Raw genomic sequence first — 17000 nt, 5'->3', positions numbered from 1 at the left:
GTCTTCCGGGGTGTTTTTTGCCATTCTACCATATCCGGAGAACTGCGCGAAATACCGCTGAGTCGCGCTTCGATCTGCCCAGATTTTGTGTCTTAACCGTGTTTTTCGCGTGACGACGCGTCGTTTTCTGGTAAAATAAGGGTAATTTTTCAAACGGCCGGGACAGGGCCAATCACCAAAAAAACAGGCGGACCTCTATGACCTTGAACCTCATGATGACCGATCAACAGGATCTGAAGCCGCGGATTACCGTCTTCGGCGTTGGTGGCGCTGGGGGCAACGCCGTCAATAACATGATCGAACAGGCGCTGGAAGGCGTGGAGTTCGTTGTTGCCAATACCGACGCGCAGGCGCTCCAGCAATCCAAGAGCCAGGCGCGCATCCAGATGGGGATCAAGGCGACCGAAGGTCTGGGCGCGGGCGCGCGCCCGTCTGTAGGTGCGGCTGCGGCCGAGGAGACGATCGAAGAGATCGTCGACCACCTTGCAGGCGCGCATATGTGCTTCATCACCGCCGGTATGGGCGGCGGCACCGGCACCGGTGCGGCACCGATCATCGCGCAGGCCGCGCGTGAGCTGGGCGTACTGACCGTTGGCGTCGTGACCAAGCCCTTCCAGTTCGAAGGCACCAAGCGCATGCGTCAGGCCGAAGAAGGTCTGGAAGCGCTGCAAAAGGTTGTGGATACGCTGATCATCATCCCCAACCAGAACCTGTTCCGCCTTGCCAACGAAAAGACCACCTTCACCGAAGCCTTCGAGATGGCCGATGATGTGCTCTATCAGGGCGTGAAGGGTGTGACCGACCTCATGGTCCGTCCGGGCCTGATCAACCTCGACTTCGCGGATGTTCGCGCCGTGATGGACGAGATGGGCAAGGCAATGATGGGCACCGGCGAGGCCTCGGGCGAGGATCGTGCGATCCAGGCGGCAGAGAAGGCGATTGCCAACCCGCTCTTGGACGAGATCTCGCTGAAAGGCGCGAAGGGTGTGCTGATCAACATCACCGGCGGTTACGACCTGACCCTGTTCGAACTGGACGAAGCGGCCAACCGTATCCGCGAGGAAGTTGATCCGGATGCGAATATCATCGTTGGTTCGACCCTCGACCCCGATATGGATGGCATGATGCGCGTGTCGGTTGTGGCAACCGGTATCGACGCTCTGGCCGCTCCGGCAGAAGTTCCGGTGCCGCGTCGCACTCTGGCAGAGCCGCTGCGCAATCCGCAGGAAGCGGCCGAAGAAGCCCGCGCCGCTGCTCCGCATGTGCAGGAACCGGCTCCGGCCCCGCGTCAGCCGCAAGTTGCCGTGACCTCGGCCCAGCCCGTTCAGCAATCGCGCGGCTATCAGGCCCCGCAGCACCGTGCCGCACAGGAATACCGTCCGGCACAGGCGGAGATGCGCCAGTCGGCCCCGCAACAGGCCGAGCGTCATTACGAGCAGCCGCGTCAGGCCGCAGCCCAGCCGCAATACGAGGCACCCGCTGCCCAGCCGCAATATCGCCAGCAGCAGCCGCGCGCCCAATATGCCGCGCCGCAGGAAGAGCCGCAGCAGGCCCCGACCTACCAGTCGCGTCAGCCGCATTATAACGAAGCTGCCGAAGAGGCCGCCGAATATGTGGCCCCGCGTCCGCGTCAGCCCGGTCAGCCCTCGCCTGAGGCGCTTGCCCGTCTGCAGGCCGCTGTGAACCGTCAGCCGGCACAGGGTGTGGCTCCGCAGCAACCGCGTCAGGGCATGGCCGCAGAGCGCGCGCCGCAGCCGCAGGCCGAGAAGCCGCGTTTCGGGATCAACTCGCTGATCAACCGCATGACCGGCCACGCACATGATGCGCAGCAGCCCGCGCAGCAACCGGCCCGTCAGCAGCCGCGTGCTCAGGCGCCCGCACCGCAGCAGCCGCAGGCCCGCGCGGAAGACTATGATGACGAGCAGACCAATGATCAGGATCGCATCGAGATTCCGGCCTTCCTGCGCCGTCAGGCAAACTGATCGGTTTGAAATGTCTCGGTGAGAAACGCCGATCGCGCCGATCTTGCTGAAAAATTTCGATCACAAAATGCATAAAATAGGCCGGGTTTTCCCGGCCTATTTTCTTTTTTATTCAGGGGGTTGTAGGGTGCTTGGCGGGGTTCCGCTACGGCGTGTGGTTAATGTTTCATTCTGTTGCAAAGAGTGAGTTGAGAAAGTCGCAGGTTTTTCTTAACTGATGTTGCGATGGAACGAGGGACAACTTTCAACCGTTCGTCGCTAAGAATCGAAAGGAATTGATCGTGCAGACCAGCCTTGCAAAACCCGTGAGCTTCGATGGTGTCGGCCTCCACAAAGGCCAGCCCGTGCGCATGCGTCTTTTGCCTGCGCCCGCCGATCATGGCATCGTGTTCAACCGCGTGGATGTGACGGAACGTAACGGTCTGATCGCGGCCCGTTGGGATAATGTGACCAATGCCCGCCTTTGCACCCTGATCGAAAACGAAGACGGGATCACCGTCTCGACGATCGAACATATCATGGCCGCTCTGGCCGGTTGCGGCGTGCATAATGCGCTGATCGAAATCGACGGGCCGGAAGTGCCGATCCTTGACGGATCCTCGGCCCCCTTCGTCAAAGGCATCCGCGCTGCCGGTCTGGTGGAAGTGGGCGGCCAGTTGCGCGCCTTGCGTATCCTGCGCCCCGTCGAGGTGACGGAGGGCGAGGCATGGGCGCGACTGGAACCCAACCGCACGCTCGAGATCGATTTCTCGATTGATTTCACCGACAAGGCGATCGGTCATCAGCACAAACGTCTGGGCATGTCCAACGGCGCTTTCGTGCGCGAGTTGATGGATAGCCGCACCTTCTGCCGCCGTGCCGATGTGGAGATGATGCAGAAGAACGGTCTGGCCCTTGGCGGCACCTATGACAATGCGGTCGTGATCGATGGCGACAAGGTGCTTAGCCCCGGTGGCCTGCGCCACAAGGACGAGGCGGTGCGCCATAAGATGCTGGACGCGCTTGGCGACCTTCTGCTGGCAGGCGGGCCGATTCTCGGGCGCTATGTGGGCAACCGCTCGGGGCATGCGATGACCAACAAGCTGCTGCGCGCGGTCTTCGCCACGCCTGGCGCCTATGAGTGGGTCGTGCTTGATTCCGAAGCGGCAGACGCCACCCCCGGCGCGGGCGTCTGTATGCCGCATCTTTTCGCCGCCCAGTAACGGATCCGGTGGGTTCGCGCCGCTTTGCGGCATGGCGCTCTTGCGATTGTGAAGCCTTCATGCGCTTGTGTGCATGGAGGCTTTTTCATTTGTCACAGTGATGCTTGGCTTCTCAATGCGTTGACGCTAGGAAGGTGCAGTGAAAGGCGTTTTGCGCAGCCGATTGTTCTGTGTTAAGCGGTGTTGAACGTTACTGCCCTCGGGCAGATCAGGAAGAGATCCCGCCCATCGGGGCAGGGCAAGAATGGGATAGGGCAGGGCATGATGCACGGCAAATCAGCGGCTACAAGGGTCGGGTGTCTCTTGCTGGTGGCGACCCTCGCTGCCTGTTCGGGCAAAGGCGACAGCCCCAAGGATGTGCCTCTGGATAACTTCACCGCGCAGCAGATCTACGAGCGCGGCGAATACGAGCTGGAAGTGGGGAACCCGCGCCGTCCGACGGATGCGCTGCATTACTTCCAAGAGGTCGAGCGTCTTTATCCCTATTCGGAATGGGCGCAGCGCTCTGTGATCATGCAGGCCTATGCCCAGCACCGCGCGAAGAATTACGAAGAGGCGCGCTCGACCGCGCAGCGTTATCTTGACACCTATCCGGGGTCGGAAGATGCGCCCTATGCGAAATATCTTCTGGCGCTGAGCTATTACGACCAGATCGATGAGGTCGGTCGCGATCAGGGCCTGACCTATCAGGCGCTGCAGGCGCTGCGCGAAGTGATCGAGCAATATCCCGACAGCGATTATGCGCGCTCGGCAATGCTGAAATTCGACCTTGCCTTCGACCATCTGGCGGGCAAGGAAATGGAGATCGGTCGCTATTACCTCAAGCACGGCAATTACACGGCGGCCATCAACCGCTTCCGTGTCGTGGTCGAGCAGTTCCAGACCACGACCCACACGCCCGAGGCGCTGGAACGTCTGGTCGAGGCCTATCTGGCTCTTGGTCTGACCGACGAGGCCCAGACGGCGGCGGCGATCCTTGGCCATAACTTCCAGTCTTCGCCCTTCTACGAAGACGCCTACAAGCTTTTGCGTGCCAAAGGGCTTGAACCGGAAAACAAGGGCGATAGCTGGCTTTCAACGATTTACCGCCAGGTTATCAAGGGGCAGTGGCTGTAAGCCCGCGCCCCGACTGGCCTTATAGCGGGACCACCCATGCTGCGCAGCCTTGAGATTCGCGATATCCTCATCGTGGAACGCACCGAGTTGGACTTCGGTGCGGGGCTCAATGTTTTGACGGGCGAGACAGGGGCGGGGAAGTCGATCCTGCTGGACTGTCTGGGCTTTGTGCTGGGCTGGCGGGGGCGTGCCGAACTGGTGCGCAAGGGGGCCGAACAGGGCGAAGTCACCGCCGAGTTCGACCTGCCCGAGGGCCATCCGGTGCGCGACATCCTGCGCGAGGCCGATCTGCCCGAAGATGACGCGCTGATCCTGCGCCGTGTGAACCGCGCCGATGGCCGCAAGACCGCCTATGTCAACGACCGCCGTGTGACGGGCGAGGTGCTACGCCGGATCTCGGCGTCGCTGGTGGAGCTGCATGGGCAGCAGGATGATGGCGGTTTGCTGAATGAAAAAGGCCACCGCGCGATGCTGGATGCCTTCGCCGAAAACGCCCCGCTTCTGGCGCAGGTTGCGGCGGCGTGGAAAGATCGTTCTGCGGCGCGCAAGGCCCTGTCGGCGGCGCAGGCCGCATTGGCCGAGGTGCAGGCCGAGGAAGAATTCCTGCGTCATTCGGTGGCCGAGCTGGACAAGCTGGACCCTCAGCCGGGCGAGGAAGCGCCCCTTGATACCGAGCGCCGCGTGATGCAGCAGGCCGAGAAGATCCGCTCGGATGTGGCGCGCGCCTTGCAGGCCTTGGGGCCGGAAGGGGCCGAAGGGCTGATGCGCGAGGCCGACCGCTGGCTTCAGGGCGCCGCTGACCGTGCCGAGGGGCGGCTCGATCAACCTCTCAGCGTGCTGGAACGCGCGCTGATCGAATTGGGCGATGCCACGCAATGCGTGGAAGAGGCGCTGGATGCGCTCAGCTTCGACCCTTACGCGCTGGAAGCCACCGAGGAGCGTCTTTTTGCCATTCGTGCTTTGGCCCGCAAACATGGGGTGCAACCCGATGATCTGGGTGATTTCGCCACCGGACTGCGCGCGCGGCTTGAGGCGCTGGATGCAGGCGAGGGCCGGATCCGCGATCTCGAATCGGCCGTGACCAAGGCCGATCTGGCCTATCGCGAGGTGGCCGACAGGCTGGGTCTGGCGCGGCGCAAGGCGGCCACCCGTTTGGATCAGGCGATGGCGGCGGAGCTGGCACCGCTGAAGATGGAACGCGCGGTGTTCGAGACCCGCGTGTCGGCGGGCGAACCCTCAGTGGAAGGCTCGGATAATGTGGCCTTCACCGTGGCCACCAACCCCGGCGCGCCTGCGGGGCCGCTGAACAAGATCGCCTCGGGTGGCGAGCTTTCGCGGTTTTTGCTGGCGCTGAAGGTGGTGCTGTCGAAGGGCGCCGATGCGCTGGTGCTGATCTTTGACGAGATCGACCGCGGGGTGGGGGGGGCCACCGCCGATGCGGTGGGCCGTCGTCTGGCGCGGGTGGCCGAAGAGGCACAGGTGCTGGTGGTGACCCATTCGCCGCAGGTGGCCGCAAGGGGTGCACAGCATTTCCGCGTGCAGAAACGGGTGGAAGGTGGGATGACGCTGTCCGAGGTCGTGCCGCTGGATGAGACCGAACGCCGCGACGAGATCGCCCGTATGATCGCCGGTGCCGAGGTGACAGATGCCGCCCGTGCCGCCGCAGCCGAGCTTCTGGGGGCGGGCTGATCCCCGCCGAAAGGCCGGTTTGCACAGCCGCTCTGCATGCGGAATCTGGTCCGTGGGGCTTTTCTCTTGCCGGTTCCGGGCCTAGAACCGTGGGCAAAGATCCGGAGACAGATTATGGCATATGATGCAGCCCTCGACGCCCTGAAATCCCTGCTGGGGGACCGGTTGAGCCTGACGCAGGCCGATCGCGACCTGCATGGCCAGAATGAAACCTGGTTCGCCCCCGCGCCGCCCGATGCGGTGGCCTATCCCGCCACGACCGAAGAGGTGTCGCAGATCATGAAGATCTGCACCGCCCATAAGATGCCGGTGGTGGCTTGGGGCACGGGCACTTCGCTGGAAGGGCACGCGCTGGCAATTCATGGCGGGCTCTGTCTGGATATGAGCCGGATGGATAAGCTGGTCGAGCTCTATCAGGACGACATGCAGGTCCGCGTCCAGCCCGGCATGACGCGCGAGGTGCTCAACACCGAACTGCGCGCCACGGGGCTGTTCTTCCCTGTCGATCCGGGGGCGAATGCGTCCTTGGGGGGCATGGCCTCGACGCGGGCGTCTGGCACCACCACGGTGGGTTACGGTACGATGAAGGATAACGTGATGGGGCTGGAGGTCGTGCTGGCCGATGGCACCATCATCCGCACCGGCTCGCGCGCGCGGAAGTCTTCGGCAGGCTATGACCTGACCGCGCTGATGCTGGGCTCGGAAGGCACGCTGGGGATTATCACGGAACTCACGCTGAAACTGCATGGCCAGCCCGAGGCAGTCTCTTCGGCGGTCTGTGCTTTCGATACCCTGCATGCGGCGGTGGAAACCGTGCAGATGGTGATCCAGATGGGCATCCGCATGGCGCGGATCGAGTTTGTCGATGCGATGACCGCGCAGATCTTCAACAAGATGAACGGCACCGACCTGCCGGAAAAACCGCATCTGATGATCGAGTTCCACGGGTCCGAGGCGATGGTGGCCGAGCAATCCGAACGCTTTGGCGAGGTGGTCTCCGAGATGGGCGGCGCCAATTTCGACTGGGCGACCACCACCGAGGACCGCACGCGGCTGTGGCGGATGCGTCATGGCGCCTATCCGGCCTGTATCGCCTATCGTCCGGGCTGTATGGGGCTGGTGACCGATATCGTGGTGCCGATCTCGCGTCTGGCCGAAGCGGTCGAGGACACCCGCCGCGACATTGATGCGGCGGGGCTGGTCGGCCCGATCCTTGGCCATGTGGGCGATGGGAATTTCCACTCGGTTCTGATGCTGGATCGCAACGACAAGGATGAATTCAAACGCGCCAAAGAGGTCGCCGCCAAAATGTCCGAGCGCGCGCTGTCGATGGGCGGGACGGTGACCGGCGAACATGGTATCGGCATGGGCAAGCTGGCCTATATGGAGGCCGAACATGGTGCGGCATGGCAGGTCATGGGCGCGATCAAACAGGCGCTCGACCCGTTGAATATTCTTAATCCCGGCAAGATGGTGCCGGACCAGACCAAGGCCGTCAGGGAGGCTGCTGAATGATCTCTTCCATCGAGGTTCCGTTTCCGAGCCCCGAAGATTTGCCGCGCGCGTTCACCCGCGCGTGGAGCTCGAAGGACGCGCGGCTTATGGCGTCTTTCTTTACCGACGATGCCGATTTCCTCGGGCTGACGGGGGAATCCGCCGACGGGCGCGCACAGATTGCCGAATTGCTGGCGGGCGAGCTGGCAGGGGCGTTCTCCCGCGCGAGGCTGGTCACCGGCAAGGTGCGTTTCCGGCCTGTGGGGCGCGATGTGGTGATTGTGCAGCAACGTTTCGTGCTGTCGGGCATCATCAATGCCGATGGCTCGGATGCCGGACGGGTCGGGGCGGTGTTCATTTCGGTCATGACACGCGCGGGCACCGGCTGGTTGATTGTTTCGGGCCAGTTCGTGGTTGAAAGCTAAGGCGGGGGCCCTGCGGGGCCTCCGAATCCCCCTGATCTCGCGCGATGGATCCGGCTTGTAAGACGCCGTGGCAATGCGCGTCTGGGGCGAAATGATCCGACAGATTTTCCGCTTAATATTATAGACGTTTTTAAACTGCACTTTCGATGGGCGATGAATAGGTGCCAAAATGGTCGCTTCACGCATCAAAATGGCCGTATTTTGACCAGACACTTTCCGCATTGACCGGCCGTTCACCGGATTTTGCCTTCTTTCCAAGCGAAGGGTTGAAATAAAGGCAGAGCCTTGGTTAGGTTGGCTCACGGGAATGTAAAAACAATAAACCGAGATAAATCCGACGGGGAGCCCGATTTGGCTATGAACAGTGACAACGGCGGATTCGTCGTTTTCGACCGCGTGCAAAAAAGCTACGACGGTGAGAATCTGGTCGTAAAAGACCTCAACCTGTCCATCGGAAAAGGCGAGTTTCTGACGATGCTCGGGCCGTCAGGCTCGGGCAAGACGACCTGCCTGATGATGCTTGCAGGCTTCGAGACCGCGACCAATGGCGAGATTCGTCTTGGGGGAACTAATATCAACAACGTGCCGCCGCACAAGCGCGGAATTGGCATGGTGTTCCAGAATTATGCGCTTTTCCCGCATATGACGGTGGCCGAAAATCTGGCCTTCCCGCTGGAAGTGCGCAAAATGGGCAAGGCCGAACGCGAGGCCAAGATCAAGCGCGCGCTGGATATGGTGCAGATGGGGGCGTTTGCCAACCGTCGTCCGGGCCAGATGTCGGGCGGTCAATGCCAGCGGATCGCGCTGGCGCGGGCGCTGGTCTTCGATCCCGAGCTGGTCTTGATGGACGAACCGCTCGGCGCGCTCGACAAGCAGCTGCGCGAGCATATGCAGTTCGAGATCAAGGCGCTGCACGAGAACCTTGGCATCACCGTCGTCTATGTGACCCATGATCAGGGCGAGGCGCTGACCATGTCGGACCGCGTGGCGGTGTTCAATGATGGCCGCATCCAGCAGCTCGCGCCGCCCGACGAGCTGTATGAACGCCCCAAAAACAGCTTCGTGGCGCAGTTCATCGGCGAAAACAACCGTCTGCCGGGCAAGGTCGAAACCCTCGACAAGGCGGCGGGGCTGTGCACCATCCGGCTGCAGAATGGCGAGCTGATCGCGGCGACGGCGGTCAATATCCGCCATGAGGGGCAGGACACGCTGGTATCGATCCGCCCCGAACGTATCGAATTCGACCCCGCTCGTATGGCGCCCGACTGGCACCTGATCGAGGCCGAAGTCCTTGATGTCGTCTATATGGGCGATATCTACCGCACCGTCCTGCGCGTCGCGGGCACGGAAGATTTCGTGATGAAGACCCGTAATACATTGGGCGCCTCGATGCTTCCGAAAGGCCAGAAGATCAAAATCGGCTGGCACCCTGATGATGCACGGGCACTCGACCCTCTGTGATCGAATTCTTAACCGCGGGCGGCGCAATCTGCCTGTGGACCGTCTAGGGACGACGGGAACACCTGACCTTTTTCAACGGGAGAGACTACATGACTTTCAAGAAAGCCCTTCTGGCGAGTACCGCCGCGGCTCTGTTTGCCGCGCCGCTCTCTGCAGAGGAGATGGCCAATTCCATGACGATCGTGTCTTGGGGCGGGGCCTACCAGAACAGCCAGAACAAAGCCTATGTTGAGCCCTATCTCGCCGAAAATCCCGGTTTGACCGCCCATTGGGATGAATCCTCCAATGAGGCCGTGGCCAAGCTGCGCGCAATGAACGAAGCCGGTAACGTGACCTGGGATCTGGTCGATGTCGTGGCCTCCGACGCGATCCGGCTGTGCGATGAAGGGCTGGCCGCCGAGATCGACCCCGAGACCGATCTTGTCAAAGGGGCGGACGGCTCCAGCGCCGAGGATGATTTCGGGGATCTGATGGTGTCGGACTGCTTCATTCCGCAGATCGTCTATTCGACCACCGTCGGGTACCGGACCGATATGGTGCCCGAAGGCACCGATCCGCCGACCGATATCTGCGCCCTGTTCGACACCAAAACCTATCCGGGCAAGCGCGCGCTTGAGAAGCGTCCGATCAACAATATGGAATGGGCGCTGTATTGTGACGGCGTCGCCAAAGACGATATCTACGATGTTCTGGAGACCGATGAAGGTCAGGAACGCGCCTTCAAGAAGCTCGACACCATCAAGAAGGATGTTGTCTGGTGGTCCGCCGGTGCCGATACGCCGCAGCTTCTGGCCGATGGCGAGGTCTTCATGGGCTCCACCTATAATGGCCGTCTCTTCTCGGTCATCGAAGAGCAGCATCAGCCGGTGGCCATGCTCTGGGATATGCAGGTCTTCGATATCGATGGCTGGATCATTCCGGCAGGGCTGCCCGCCGACCGTCTGGCGCGCGTGAAGGACTTCATCAAGAAGGAAACCACCACCGAGGCTCTGGCCCGCGAGGCCAGCTATATCTCCTACGGTCCGGCGCGGGCCTCTTCGGCACCGCTGGTTGGCAAACACGCGACGCTGGGCATCGATATGGCCCCGCATATGCCGACCGATCCGGCCAATGCGAAAAACACCCTTCTGTATAACTACGAATGGTGGGCCGATTACCGCGACGATCTGGATGCCAAGTTCCAGGCATGGCTCGCGCAGTAAGCGCCTGACATCATGACCATTCCGGGGGCCGCACGCCCGGCCCCCGATTGCCTTCCGACCCGCCCAGTTCAAGAGGCAGGCGGTTGAACCGACAGGGACCAATGACATGAGCGACACCGTCGAAAGCGCCGACCAGATTTCCGGCGAAGGCAGCCGCGAACTCAAGCGCAGTCTTGCGCGCGCGCTGCGGGCACAGAAGATGCGGGCGCTGGCAATGATCGCCCCGCTGCTGATTTTCATTCTCGTGACGTTTATCGCGCCGATTGCGGATATGCTGTTCCGTTCGGTCGAGAACGAGATCGTGTCCGACACGCTGCCACTGACGGTGAAGGCGCTTGACGATTGGGATTATAGCAGCGGCCAAGCCCCGTCCGAAAAGGTCTTTGCCGCTTTCTATTACGATATGTATGTCGCCTCCGAGCTGAAAGAACATACCCGTCTTGGCTCGCGGCTGAATTACGAGACCACGGGGATCTCGTCGCTGTTCCGTAAGTCGGGCCGCCGTGTGGACCGGTTCGATACGGATATCTACACCAAGCAGTTCACGGCGCTGGATCCGGCATGGGCGGCCCCCGCCACATGGGAGACGCTGGCCGGGGTTCTTGAAGAGACCCCCGATGCGCTGCCCGAAACCGCAGGCGCGCTGAAAGATTACGAACATATGCTGAAGGCGGATGGCAAGACGCTGGCCAAAACCAAGCCGGTCGATATGCTGTTCACCGCGCTTTACCGCGATCTGGCCGCCGGTGCGCCGGGGCCGGAGGGCACGCTTGCGCCGATCTTCGCGCAGGCCAAGGCGGCGGTGGGCAGCTTCGAGACCGTCTCGATCCGCGACCAGTTTTCGGCCATCGACAAGGGCTGGCTCGACCCCGAAGTATGGGGCACCATCAAGGCCTATGCGCCGAAATTCACTCCCGGCTATTTCCTGACCGCCATTGACTACAAACTGACCCCGCATGGCATCGAGAAACAGCCCGAAGACCAGCAGGTCTATCTGAAGCTGTTCTGGCGCACGCTGGTGATGTCGCTGGCGATTACGGTCAGCTGTATCCTGCTGGGCTATCCGGTGGCCTATCTGCTGGCCAATCTGCCGATGCGCACCTCGAACCTGTTGATGATCCTTGTGCTTCTGCCTTTCTGGACCTCGCTTCTGGTGCGGACCTCGGCGTGGAAGGTGCTGTTGCAAAATCAGGGGGTGATCAATGATATTCTCGTCTGGGCGCATATCATCGGGGAAGACGGGCGGCTGGCGCTGATCAATAACCAGACCGGCACGATCATCGCGATGACCCATATCCTGCTGCCCTTCATGATCTTGCCACTGTATTCCGTGATGCAGACCATCCCGCCAACCTATGTGCGTGCGGCCAAATCCTTGGGCGCGACCGACTGGACGGCCTTCTGGCGGGTCTACTTCCCGCAATCGGTGCCGGGCATCGGGGCAGGGTCCATTCTCGTGTTCATCCTTGCCATCGGCTACTACATTACGCCGGAACTGGTGGGGGGTACCTCGGGGATCTTCATCTCGAACCGCATCGCTTATCACATCTCCAGCTCGCTGAACTGGGGTCTCGCCGCCGCCCTTGGCAGCATCCTTCTGGCCGCCGTCATGCTGCTCTACTGGGCCTATGACAAAATCGTCGGCATCGATAACGTGAAACTGGGATAAGAGACATGAGCGCACTTCCCCCCTATGCCTCCACCGGCCAGCGGATCTGGTTCTATACGTTCCGTGTTCTGTGTGGCCTGATCTTCTTCTTCCTGATCGCACCGATCATCACGATCATTCCGCTTTCCTTCAACGCCGAGAACTTCTTTACCTTCACGCCGGGTATGCTGGCACTGGACCCCGATGCCTATTCGCTCAAGCATTATGTGGATTTCTTCACCAATCCCGACTGGCAGCAGGCGCTGAAAAACTCGGTCACGATCGCACCGGTGGCGACGCTGATCTCGGTGTCTTTGGGGACGCTGGCGGCCATCGGCCTCAGCCAGAGCCATGTGCCCTTCAAGCGTGCGATCATGGCGATCCTGATCTCGCCGATGATCGTGCCGCTGATCATCTCGGCGGCGGGGATGTATTTCTTCTACTCCCGCGTCGGCTTGCAGGGCACCTATATCGGTGTGGTGCTGGCCCATGCCGCTCTGGGCATCCCCTTCGTCATCATCACCGTGACGGCCACGCTGGTGGGCTTTGACCGCTCGCTGACCCGTGCTGCGGCGAATATGGGCGCAGGGCCGGTGCGCACCTTCTTCAAGGTGCAGATGCCGCTGATCCTGCCGGGGGTGATCTCGGGCGCGCTTTTCGCCTTTATCACCTCCTTCGATGAGGTGGTGGTGGTGCTGTTTGTGGGTTCGGCCTCGCAAAAGACCCTGCCGTGGCAGATGTTCATCGGCCTGCGCGAACAGATCTCGCCCACCATTCTGGCGGTGGCCACGATCCTTGTGGTGTTCTCTATCGCGCTGCTGGCAGCGGTAGAGCTGCTGCGCCGCCGGAATGAACGTCTGCGCGGTGTCACCCCGCGCTAAACGGGCAAGACGAAAGCTTAAATGAACCAGAAGGTCCGTGCGTTGCGCGGGCCTTTTTATGTTTCAATAGCTGCGGAAAACCGGTTCAAGTAGCTTTCCATGTCATGGCGCTGCTTATCTTGTGACAGGTGAGTTTCAATCGCCGGTTGCAGGATGTGCAGCAACTCAAGCTGCAAGAACACCTCGGGCAGAAATCCGGAACTGACCGTTGCCAGCACCAGCCGGGGCTGCGCCAGCATATCATCGCCACGATGGGAGGCATGCATTACGGCGATAGGCTTGTGAATAAGCTCCTCGCGCGAGACCAGCCAGTCGATGGCGTTTTTCAAGCCACCCGGAATAGAGCGCACATATTCGGGGCTCGCGATAATCAGTCCGTCGCTTTTTCTGATCATCCCGGCCAGAGTCACAACCGGTTCAGGGGGATCGCTCTCCTGATCTGGCGAAAACACCGGAAGATCCCTCAGCCGGTCACAGATAACGCGTGTCTGCGGTAGATTCTACCGCAAGGGTTTATTGTCCATCAGGTGGCGGTTTGATAAGCCAAGGCACGTTAGACGGAGCCCGATATGATTGTGACCAGTGAAGCCGAGCTAGACGGGCTGAAAGAGATCGGCCGGATCTGCGCCAATGTGCTGCAGGGGATGGCCCGCGCGGTCGAGCCGGGGATGACGACGCTGGAGCTGGATGACATCGGGCGTGCCATGCTGGAGGCGGCGGGCGCGGTCTCGGCCCCCGAGGCGGTCTACCAGTTTCCCGGCGCCACCTGCATTTCGGTCAATGAGGAAGTGGCGCATGGCATTCCGTCGGGTCGGGTGATCCGCGCGGGCGATCTGGTCAATATCGATGTTTCGGCCAGCAAAAATGGCTATTTCGCCGATAATGGTGCAAGTTTCGGGGTGGGGCAGATGCGCTCCGTGCTGGACCAGCTGTGCCGCGACGGGAAGAAGGCCATGCAGATCGGCGTGAAACAGGTCGCGGCGGGCAAGCCCCTGAACGGCATCGGCATGGCGATCGAGCGCTTTGCCAAGCCGCGCGGCTATACGCTGATCCGCAATCTGGCCAGCCACGGGGTGGGCAATTCGCTGCATGAATACCCAGAGGAAATCCCGACATGGACCGAGAAACGCGACAAGCGCGTGATCGAGAAGGGGCTGGTGCTGACGGTCGAGCCCTTCCTGTCGATGGGCGGCGAATGGGCCGATACCGAGGAAGACGGCTGGACGCTTTATGCCGAGCCCTCGGCCCCCACCGTGCAATATGAACATACCGTGGTGGCGACCGAGAAGGGCGTGATCATCGTCACGATTCCCGACTGAAGTCCCGATTAAGGCAGGAAGGCGATCCACGTCCATATGGTCAGGGTCGAAAGTGCCGTGCCCACCAGCACCGCCGAAGCCGCCACCCGTTTGCCCACCCCATAGATATTGGCGAAGAGATAGGCATTGACCCCCGGCGCCATCGCCGCTGTCATCGTGACCGAACGCAGCTGGTCCATGTTCAGGCCAAAGCCGAACCGCGCCAGCACATAGGCAAGTCCCGGATGCACAAGCAACGACAGCACGCAGACCATCGTGATCGCGCGGCTGTCCCCTTCCGGGCGATAGCGCACCAGCACGCCGCCCAGCCCGAAAAGCGCCGCCGGAATCGCCGCCCCCGCCATCATATCCATCGCGGCCCAGATCGGATGCGGCAGCGGCTGGCCGGTGACGAACTGCCCCAGCTTGATCAGCAGCCCGCAAAGGATGCCGATCACCAGAGGCGTTCGCAGCACGCCTTTCAGCGCATTGATCCCCACCCGCGCAAGGCTGATGCCCTGACCTGCCGAGCGCGTGGCCTCCATCGCCAGAATGCCTACCGTATAGAGGAAGGGCGAATGGATCGAGATGATCGCGAAATTGCCCGCCAGCGCCTCGGTGCCATAGGCGCGCTCGGTGATCGGGATGCCCAGCAGCAGCGAGTTGGAAAACAGGCAGCAGAAACCGATGGCGATCGCCTCGTCGGGATGGCGGCCCATCAGGCGCGCGCCCAGAATGCCGACCCCGAAGGCCAGCAGAGCGCCCGCGTAAAAGCTGACCATCAGCCGCCAGTCGAAGCTTGCGCCCAGATCCAGTTTCGCAATCGACCGCGCCAGCAGCACCGGCACCGCGAAATTCTGCGCAAAGCGCATCAGCCCGTCAACCGCTGTCTCCGAAAACAGGCCTTTCCAAGTGGCAAGATAGCCAAGACCGACGATCAGGAAGACAGGTAGGATGACGTCGATCAATGCGCTCATGCGTCGGGCAGCTCCAGCACCATGCCATCATAGGCGGGGACCACATGATCGGGGGTCTCGCGCATCACCGCGTCATAATCGAGGTCGATATGCATATTGGTGATCACGCCGTGGCGGTTGCCCGCGCGCTCCATCCATTCCAGCGCAAGCGCCAGATGGGCATGGGTCGGATGCGGCTTGCGACGCAGCCCGTCCAGCACCCAGATATCGAGGTTTTGCAGATAGGGCCAAGCCAGAGGCGGAATATCCGACACATCGGGCAGATAGGCCAGACCGCCCTGCGGCCCGCCGATACGGAAGCCCAAAGCCTTGATATTGCCGTGATCCACCTCGAAAGGGGTGAACGGCAACTGCCCGCCCGCGCCATCGATGATGAAGGGGCCGTCGATCTCGGTCAGCTCGCAGATCGGTTTGTAATTGCTGTCCTCGGGCTGGACAAAAGCATAGTCGAAGGCCTTGACCAGACGGCCAGCGGTCTCGGGGTCGGCAAAGACCGGCAGACGCTGGCCCATGTTGAACACGATCTGGCGCAGGTCATCGAGCCCGTGGATATGGTCGGCATGCGAATGTGTATAGACCACCGCATCCAATTCGCCCACGCCCGCATCCAGCAGCTGCGCGCGCATATCGGGGCCGGTGTCGATCAGCACGCGGGTGGTGCCTGCCGCGCCCAGACGTTCGACCAGCATCGAACATCGGCGGCGGGCGTTCTTGGGGTTTGCGGGGTCACATTCCCCCCAATGCCCGCCAAGCCGCGGCACGCCGCCCGAGGAACCACAGCCAAGGATCGTGAAGCGCAGGGTCATTTGGCCCTCCAACTGGCGGCCTTGGCAAAGAGCGTGTCGAAGTTGTTCTGCGTCTGCGCTGCAAACTCGGCGTAGTCCATGCCGAAGACCTCGGCACCCACACGGGCGGTATGGGCGGTGTAGGCCGGTTCGTTGCGCTTGCCGCGATGGGGTTTGGGCGCAAGATAGGGGCTGTCGGTTTCCACCAGAATGCGGTCCACGGGGGCGGTGGCGAAAATATCGCGGATCTCCTGGCTTTTCGGGAAGGTCGCAATGCCCGACATCGACAGGTAGATCCCCATTTCAAGCGCGGCTTTCGCCAGTTCCGGCCCCGAGGAAAAACAATGCAGCACGCAAGGATAGGCTTTGCGGGCCATGCCCTCGCCAAGGAGTTTCGCCATATCCTCATCGGCATTGCGGGCATGGATGATCAGCGGCAACTGGGTTTCCTGCGCCGCCTCGATATGGATCTTCAGGCTGACCTTCTGCACCTCGGCGCTATCGGCGGAATAGTGGTAATCCAGACCCGTCTCGCCAAGCCCCACGAATTTCGGGTGCTGCGCCAGCGCCACCAGCTCCTCGACCGAGACCATCGGCTCTTCGGCGGCGCTCATCGGGTGGGTGCCTGCCGCATAGAAGACCTGATCATAGCGCTCGGCAATCGCGCGGACCTGCGGTTCATTTTTCAGCCGCGTGCAGATGGTCACCATCCGGCTGACGCCCGCCTCGAGAGCGCGGGCAATGACCTGATCGCGGTCCTCGTCGAAACTGTCGAAATCCAGATGGCAGTGGCTGTCGGTAATTTGCGGAATATCGGTCTCGCGGGCCACTTTGCCTCTC

At 61.6% G+C, this 17000-nt stretch carries 15 protein-coding genes; 11 read left to right on the top strand and 4 right to left on the bottom strand.

The window, feature by feature from the left end:
* The first annotated feature begins 197 nt into the window (after positions 1 to 197).
* The 10 genes from ftsZ to WDB88_RS11295 all read left to right on the top strand — a co-directional run bounded on the left by ftsZ (position 198) and on the right by WDB88_RS11295 (position 13100).
* Entirely contained in the window at positions 198 to 1982 is a 1785-nt protein-coding gene (ftsZ, locus tag WDB88_RS11340; protein ID WP_339107783.1) for a cell division protein FtsZ, read from the top strand.
* 281 nt (positions 1983 to 2263) lie between these two features.
* Positions 2264 to 3184, top strand: a complete 921-nt coding sequence (gene lpxC / locus WDB88_RS11335) for a UDP-3-O-acyl-N-acetylglucosamine deacetylase (RefSeq protein WP_339107782.1) — start codon at positions 2264 to 2266, stop codon at positions 3182 to 3184.
* A 261-nt stretch (positions 3185 to 3445) separates the two neighbouring features.
* Positions 3446 to 4300 carry an outer membrane protein assembly factor BamD gene (locus WDB88_RS11330; RefSeq protein WP_339107781.1) on the top strand — a complete coding sequence of 285 codons (855 nt, stop codon included), beginning with the start codon at positions 3446 to 3448 and terminating at the stop codon, positions 4298 to 4300.
* A gap of 36 nt (positions 4301 to 4336) precedes the next feature.
* Complete coding sequence (gene recN, locus WDB88_RS11325) at positions 4337 to 5989, top strand: DNA repair protein RecN (RefSeq protein ID WP_339107780.1); 1653 nt, start codon at positions 4337 to 4339, stop codon at positions 5987 to 5989.
* A 114-nt stretch (positions 5990 to 6103) separates the two neighbouring features.
* A complete protein-coding gene (locus WDB88_RS11320; RefSeq protein WP_339107779.1) occupies positions 6104 to 7504 on the top strand; it encodes an FAD-linked oxidase C-terminal domain-containing protein in 1401 nt (466 codons plus the stop codon).
* Positions 7501 to 7908 carry an SgcJ/EcaC family oxidoreductase gene (locus WDB88_RS11315; protein WP_339107778.1) on the top strand — a complete coding sequence of 136 codons (408 nt, stop codon included), beginning with the start codon at positions 7501 to 7503 and terminating at the stop codon, positions 7906 to 7908. Before WDB88_RS11320 ends, WDB88_RS11315 begins: the two co-directional genes overlap by 4 nt.
* Positions 7909 to 8259: 351 nt before the next feature.
* A complete protein-coding gene (locus WDB88_RS11310) occupies positions 8260 to 9369 on the top strand; it encodes an ABC transporter ATP-binding protein (protein WP_339107777.1) in 1110 nt (369 codons plus the stop codon).
* Between the two features lie 89 nt (positions 9370 to 9458).
* Positions 9459 to 10571: an extracellular solute-binding protein gene (locus WDB88_RS11305; protein WP_339107776.1), complete on the top strand. Its 1113-nt coding sequence runs from the start codon at positions 9459 to 9461 to the stop codon at positions 10569 to 10571.
* Positions 10572 to 10677: 106 nt separating this feature from the next.
* Positions 10678 to 12240, top strand: coding sequence for an ABC transporter permease (locus WDB88_RS11300; protein ID WP_339107775.1), 1563 nt, complete (start codon positions 10678 to 10680; stop codon positions 12238 to 12240).
* A gap of 5 nt (positions 12241 to 12245) precedes the next feature.
* A complete protein-coding gene (locus tag WDB88_RS11295; protein ID WP_339107774.1) occupies positions 12246 to 13100 on the top strand; it encodes an ABC transporter permease in 855 nt (284 codons plus the stop codon).
* Positions 13101 to 13156: 56 nt separating this feature from the next.
* Here WDB88_RS11295 and WDB88_RS11290 read toward each other — a convergent pair whose 3' ends face one another.
* Positions 13157 to 13567, bottom strand: coding sequence for an NADPH-dependent FMN reductase (locus WDB88_RS11290; protein ID WP_339109528.1), 411 nt, complete (start codon positions 13565 to 13567; stop codon positions 13157 to 13159).
* Positions 13568 to 13669: 102 nt separating this feature from the next.
* On the opposite strand from WDB88_RS11290, the gene map reads away from it, so the two are divergent.
* Entirely contained in the window at positions 13670 to 14419 is a 750-nt protein-coding gene (gene map / locus WDB88_RS11285) for a type I methionyl aminopeptidase (RefSeq protein WP_339107773.1), read from the top strand.
* Between the two features lie 8 nt (positions 14420 to 14427).
* Here map and WDB88_RS11280 read toward each other — a convergent pair whose 3' ends face one another.
* The 3 genes from WDB88_RS11280 to WDB88_RS11270 are packed head-to-tail and all read right to left on the bottom strand — an operon-like array spanning position 14428 to position 16990.
* Positions 14428 to 15375 (bottom strand): AEC family transporter, encoded by a 948-nt coding sequence (locus WDB88_RS11280; RefSeq protein ID WP_339107772.1) that lies wholly within the window; start codon positions 15373 to 15375, stop codon positions 14428 to 14430.
* A complete protein-coding gene (locus WDB88_RS11275) occupies positions 15372 to 16181 on the bottom strand; it encodes an MBL fold metallo-hydrolase (RefSeq protein WP_339107771.1) in 810 nt (269 codons plus the stop codon). Before WDB88_RS11275 ends, WDB88_RS11280 begins: the two co-directional genes overlap by 4 nt.
* Positions 16178 to 16990 carry a TatD family hydrolase gene (locus WDB88_RS11270; protein ID WP_339107770.1) on the bottom strand — a complete coding sequence of 271 codons (813 nt, stop codon included), beginning with the start codon at positions 16988 to 16990 and terminating at the stop codon, positions 16178 to 16180. Before WDB88_RS11270 ends, WDB88_RS11275 begins: the two co-directional genes overlap by 4 nt.
* Positions 16991 to 17000 lie beyond the last annotated feature (10 nt).

This window comes from Thioclava sp. GXIMD4216 (assembly GCF_037949285.1).
In the GTDB taxonomy this organism is placed as follows: domain Bacteria; phylum Pseudomonadota; class Alphaproteobacteria; order Rhodobacterales; family Rhodobacteraceae; genus Thioclava; species Thioclava litoralis.
This window is presented reverse-complemented; position numbering and strand designations above follow the sequence as displayed.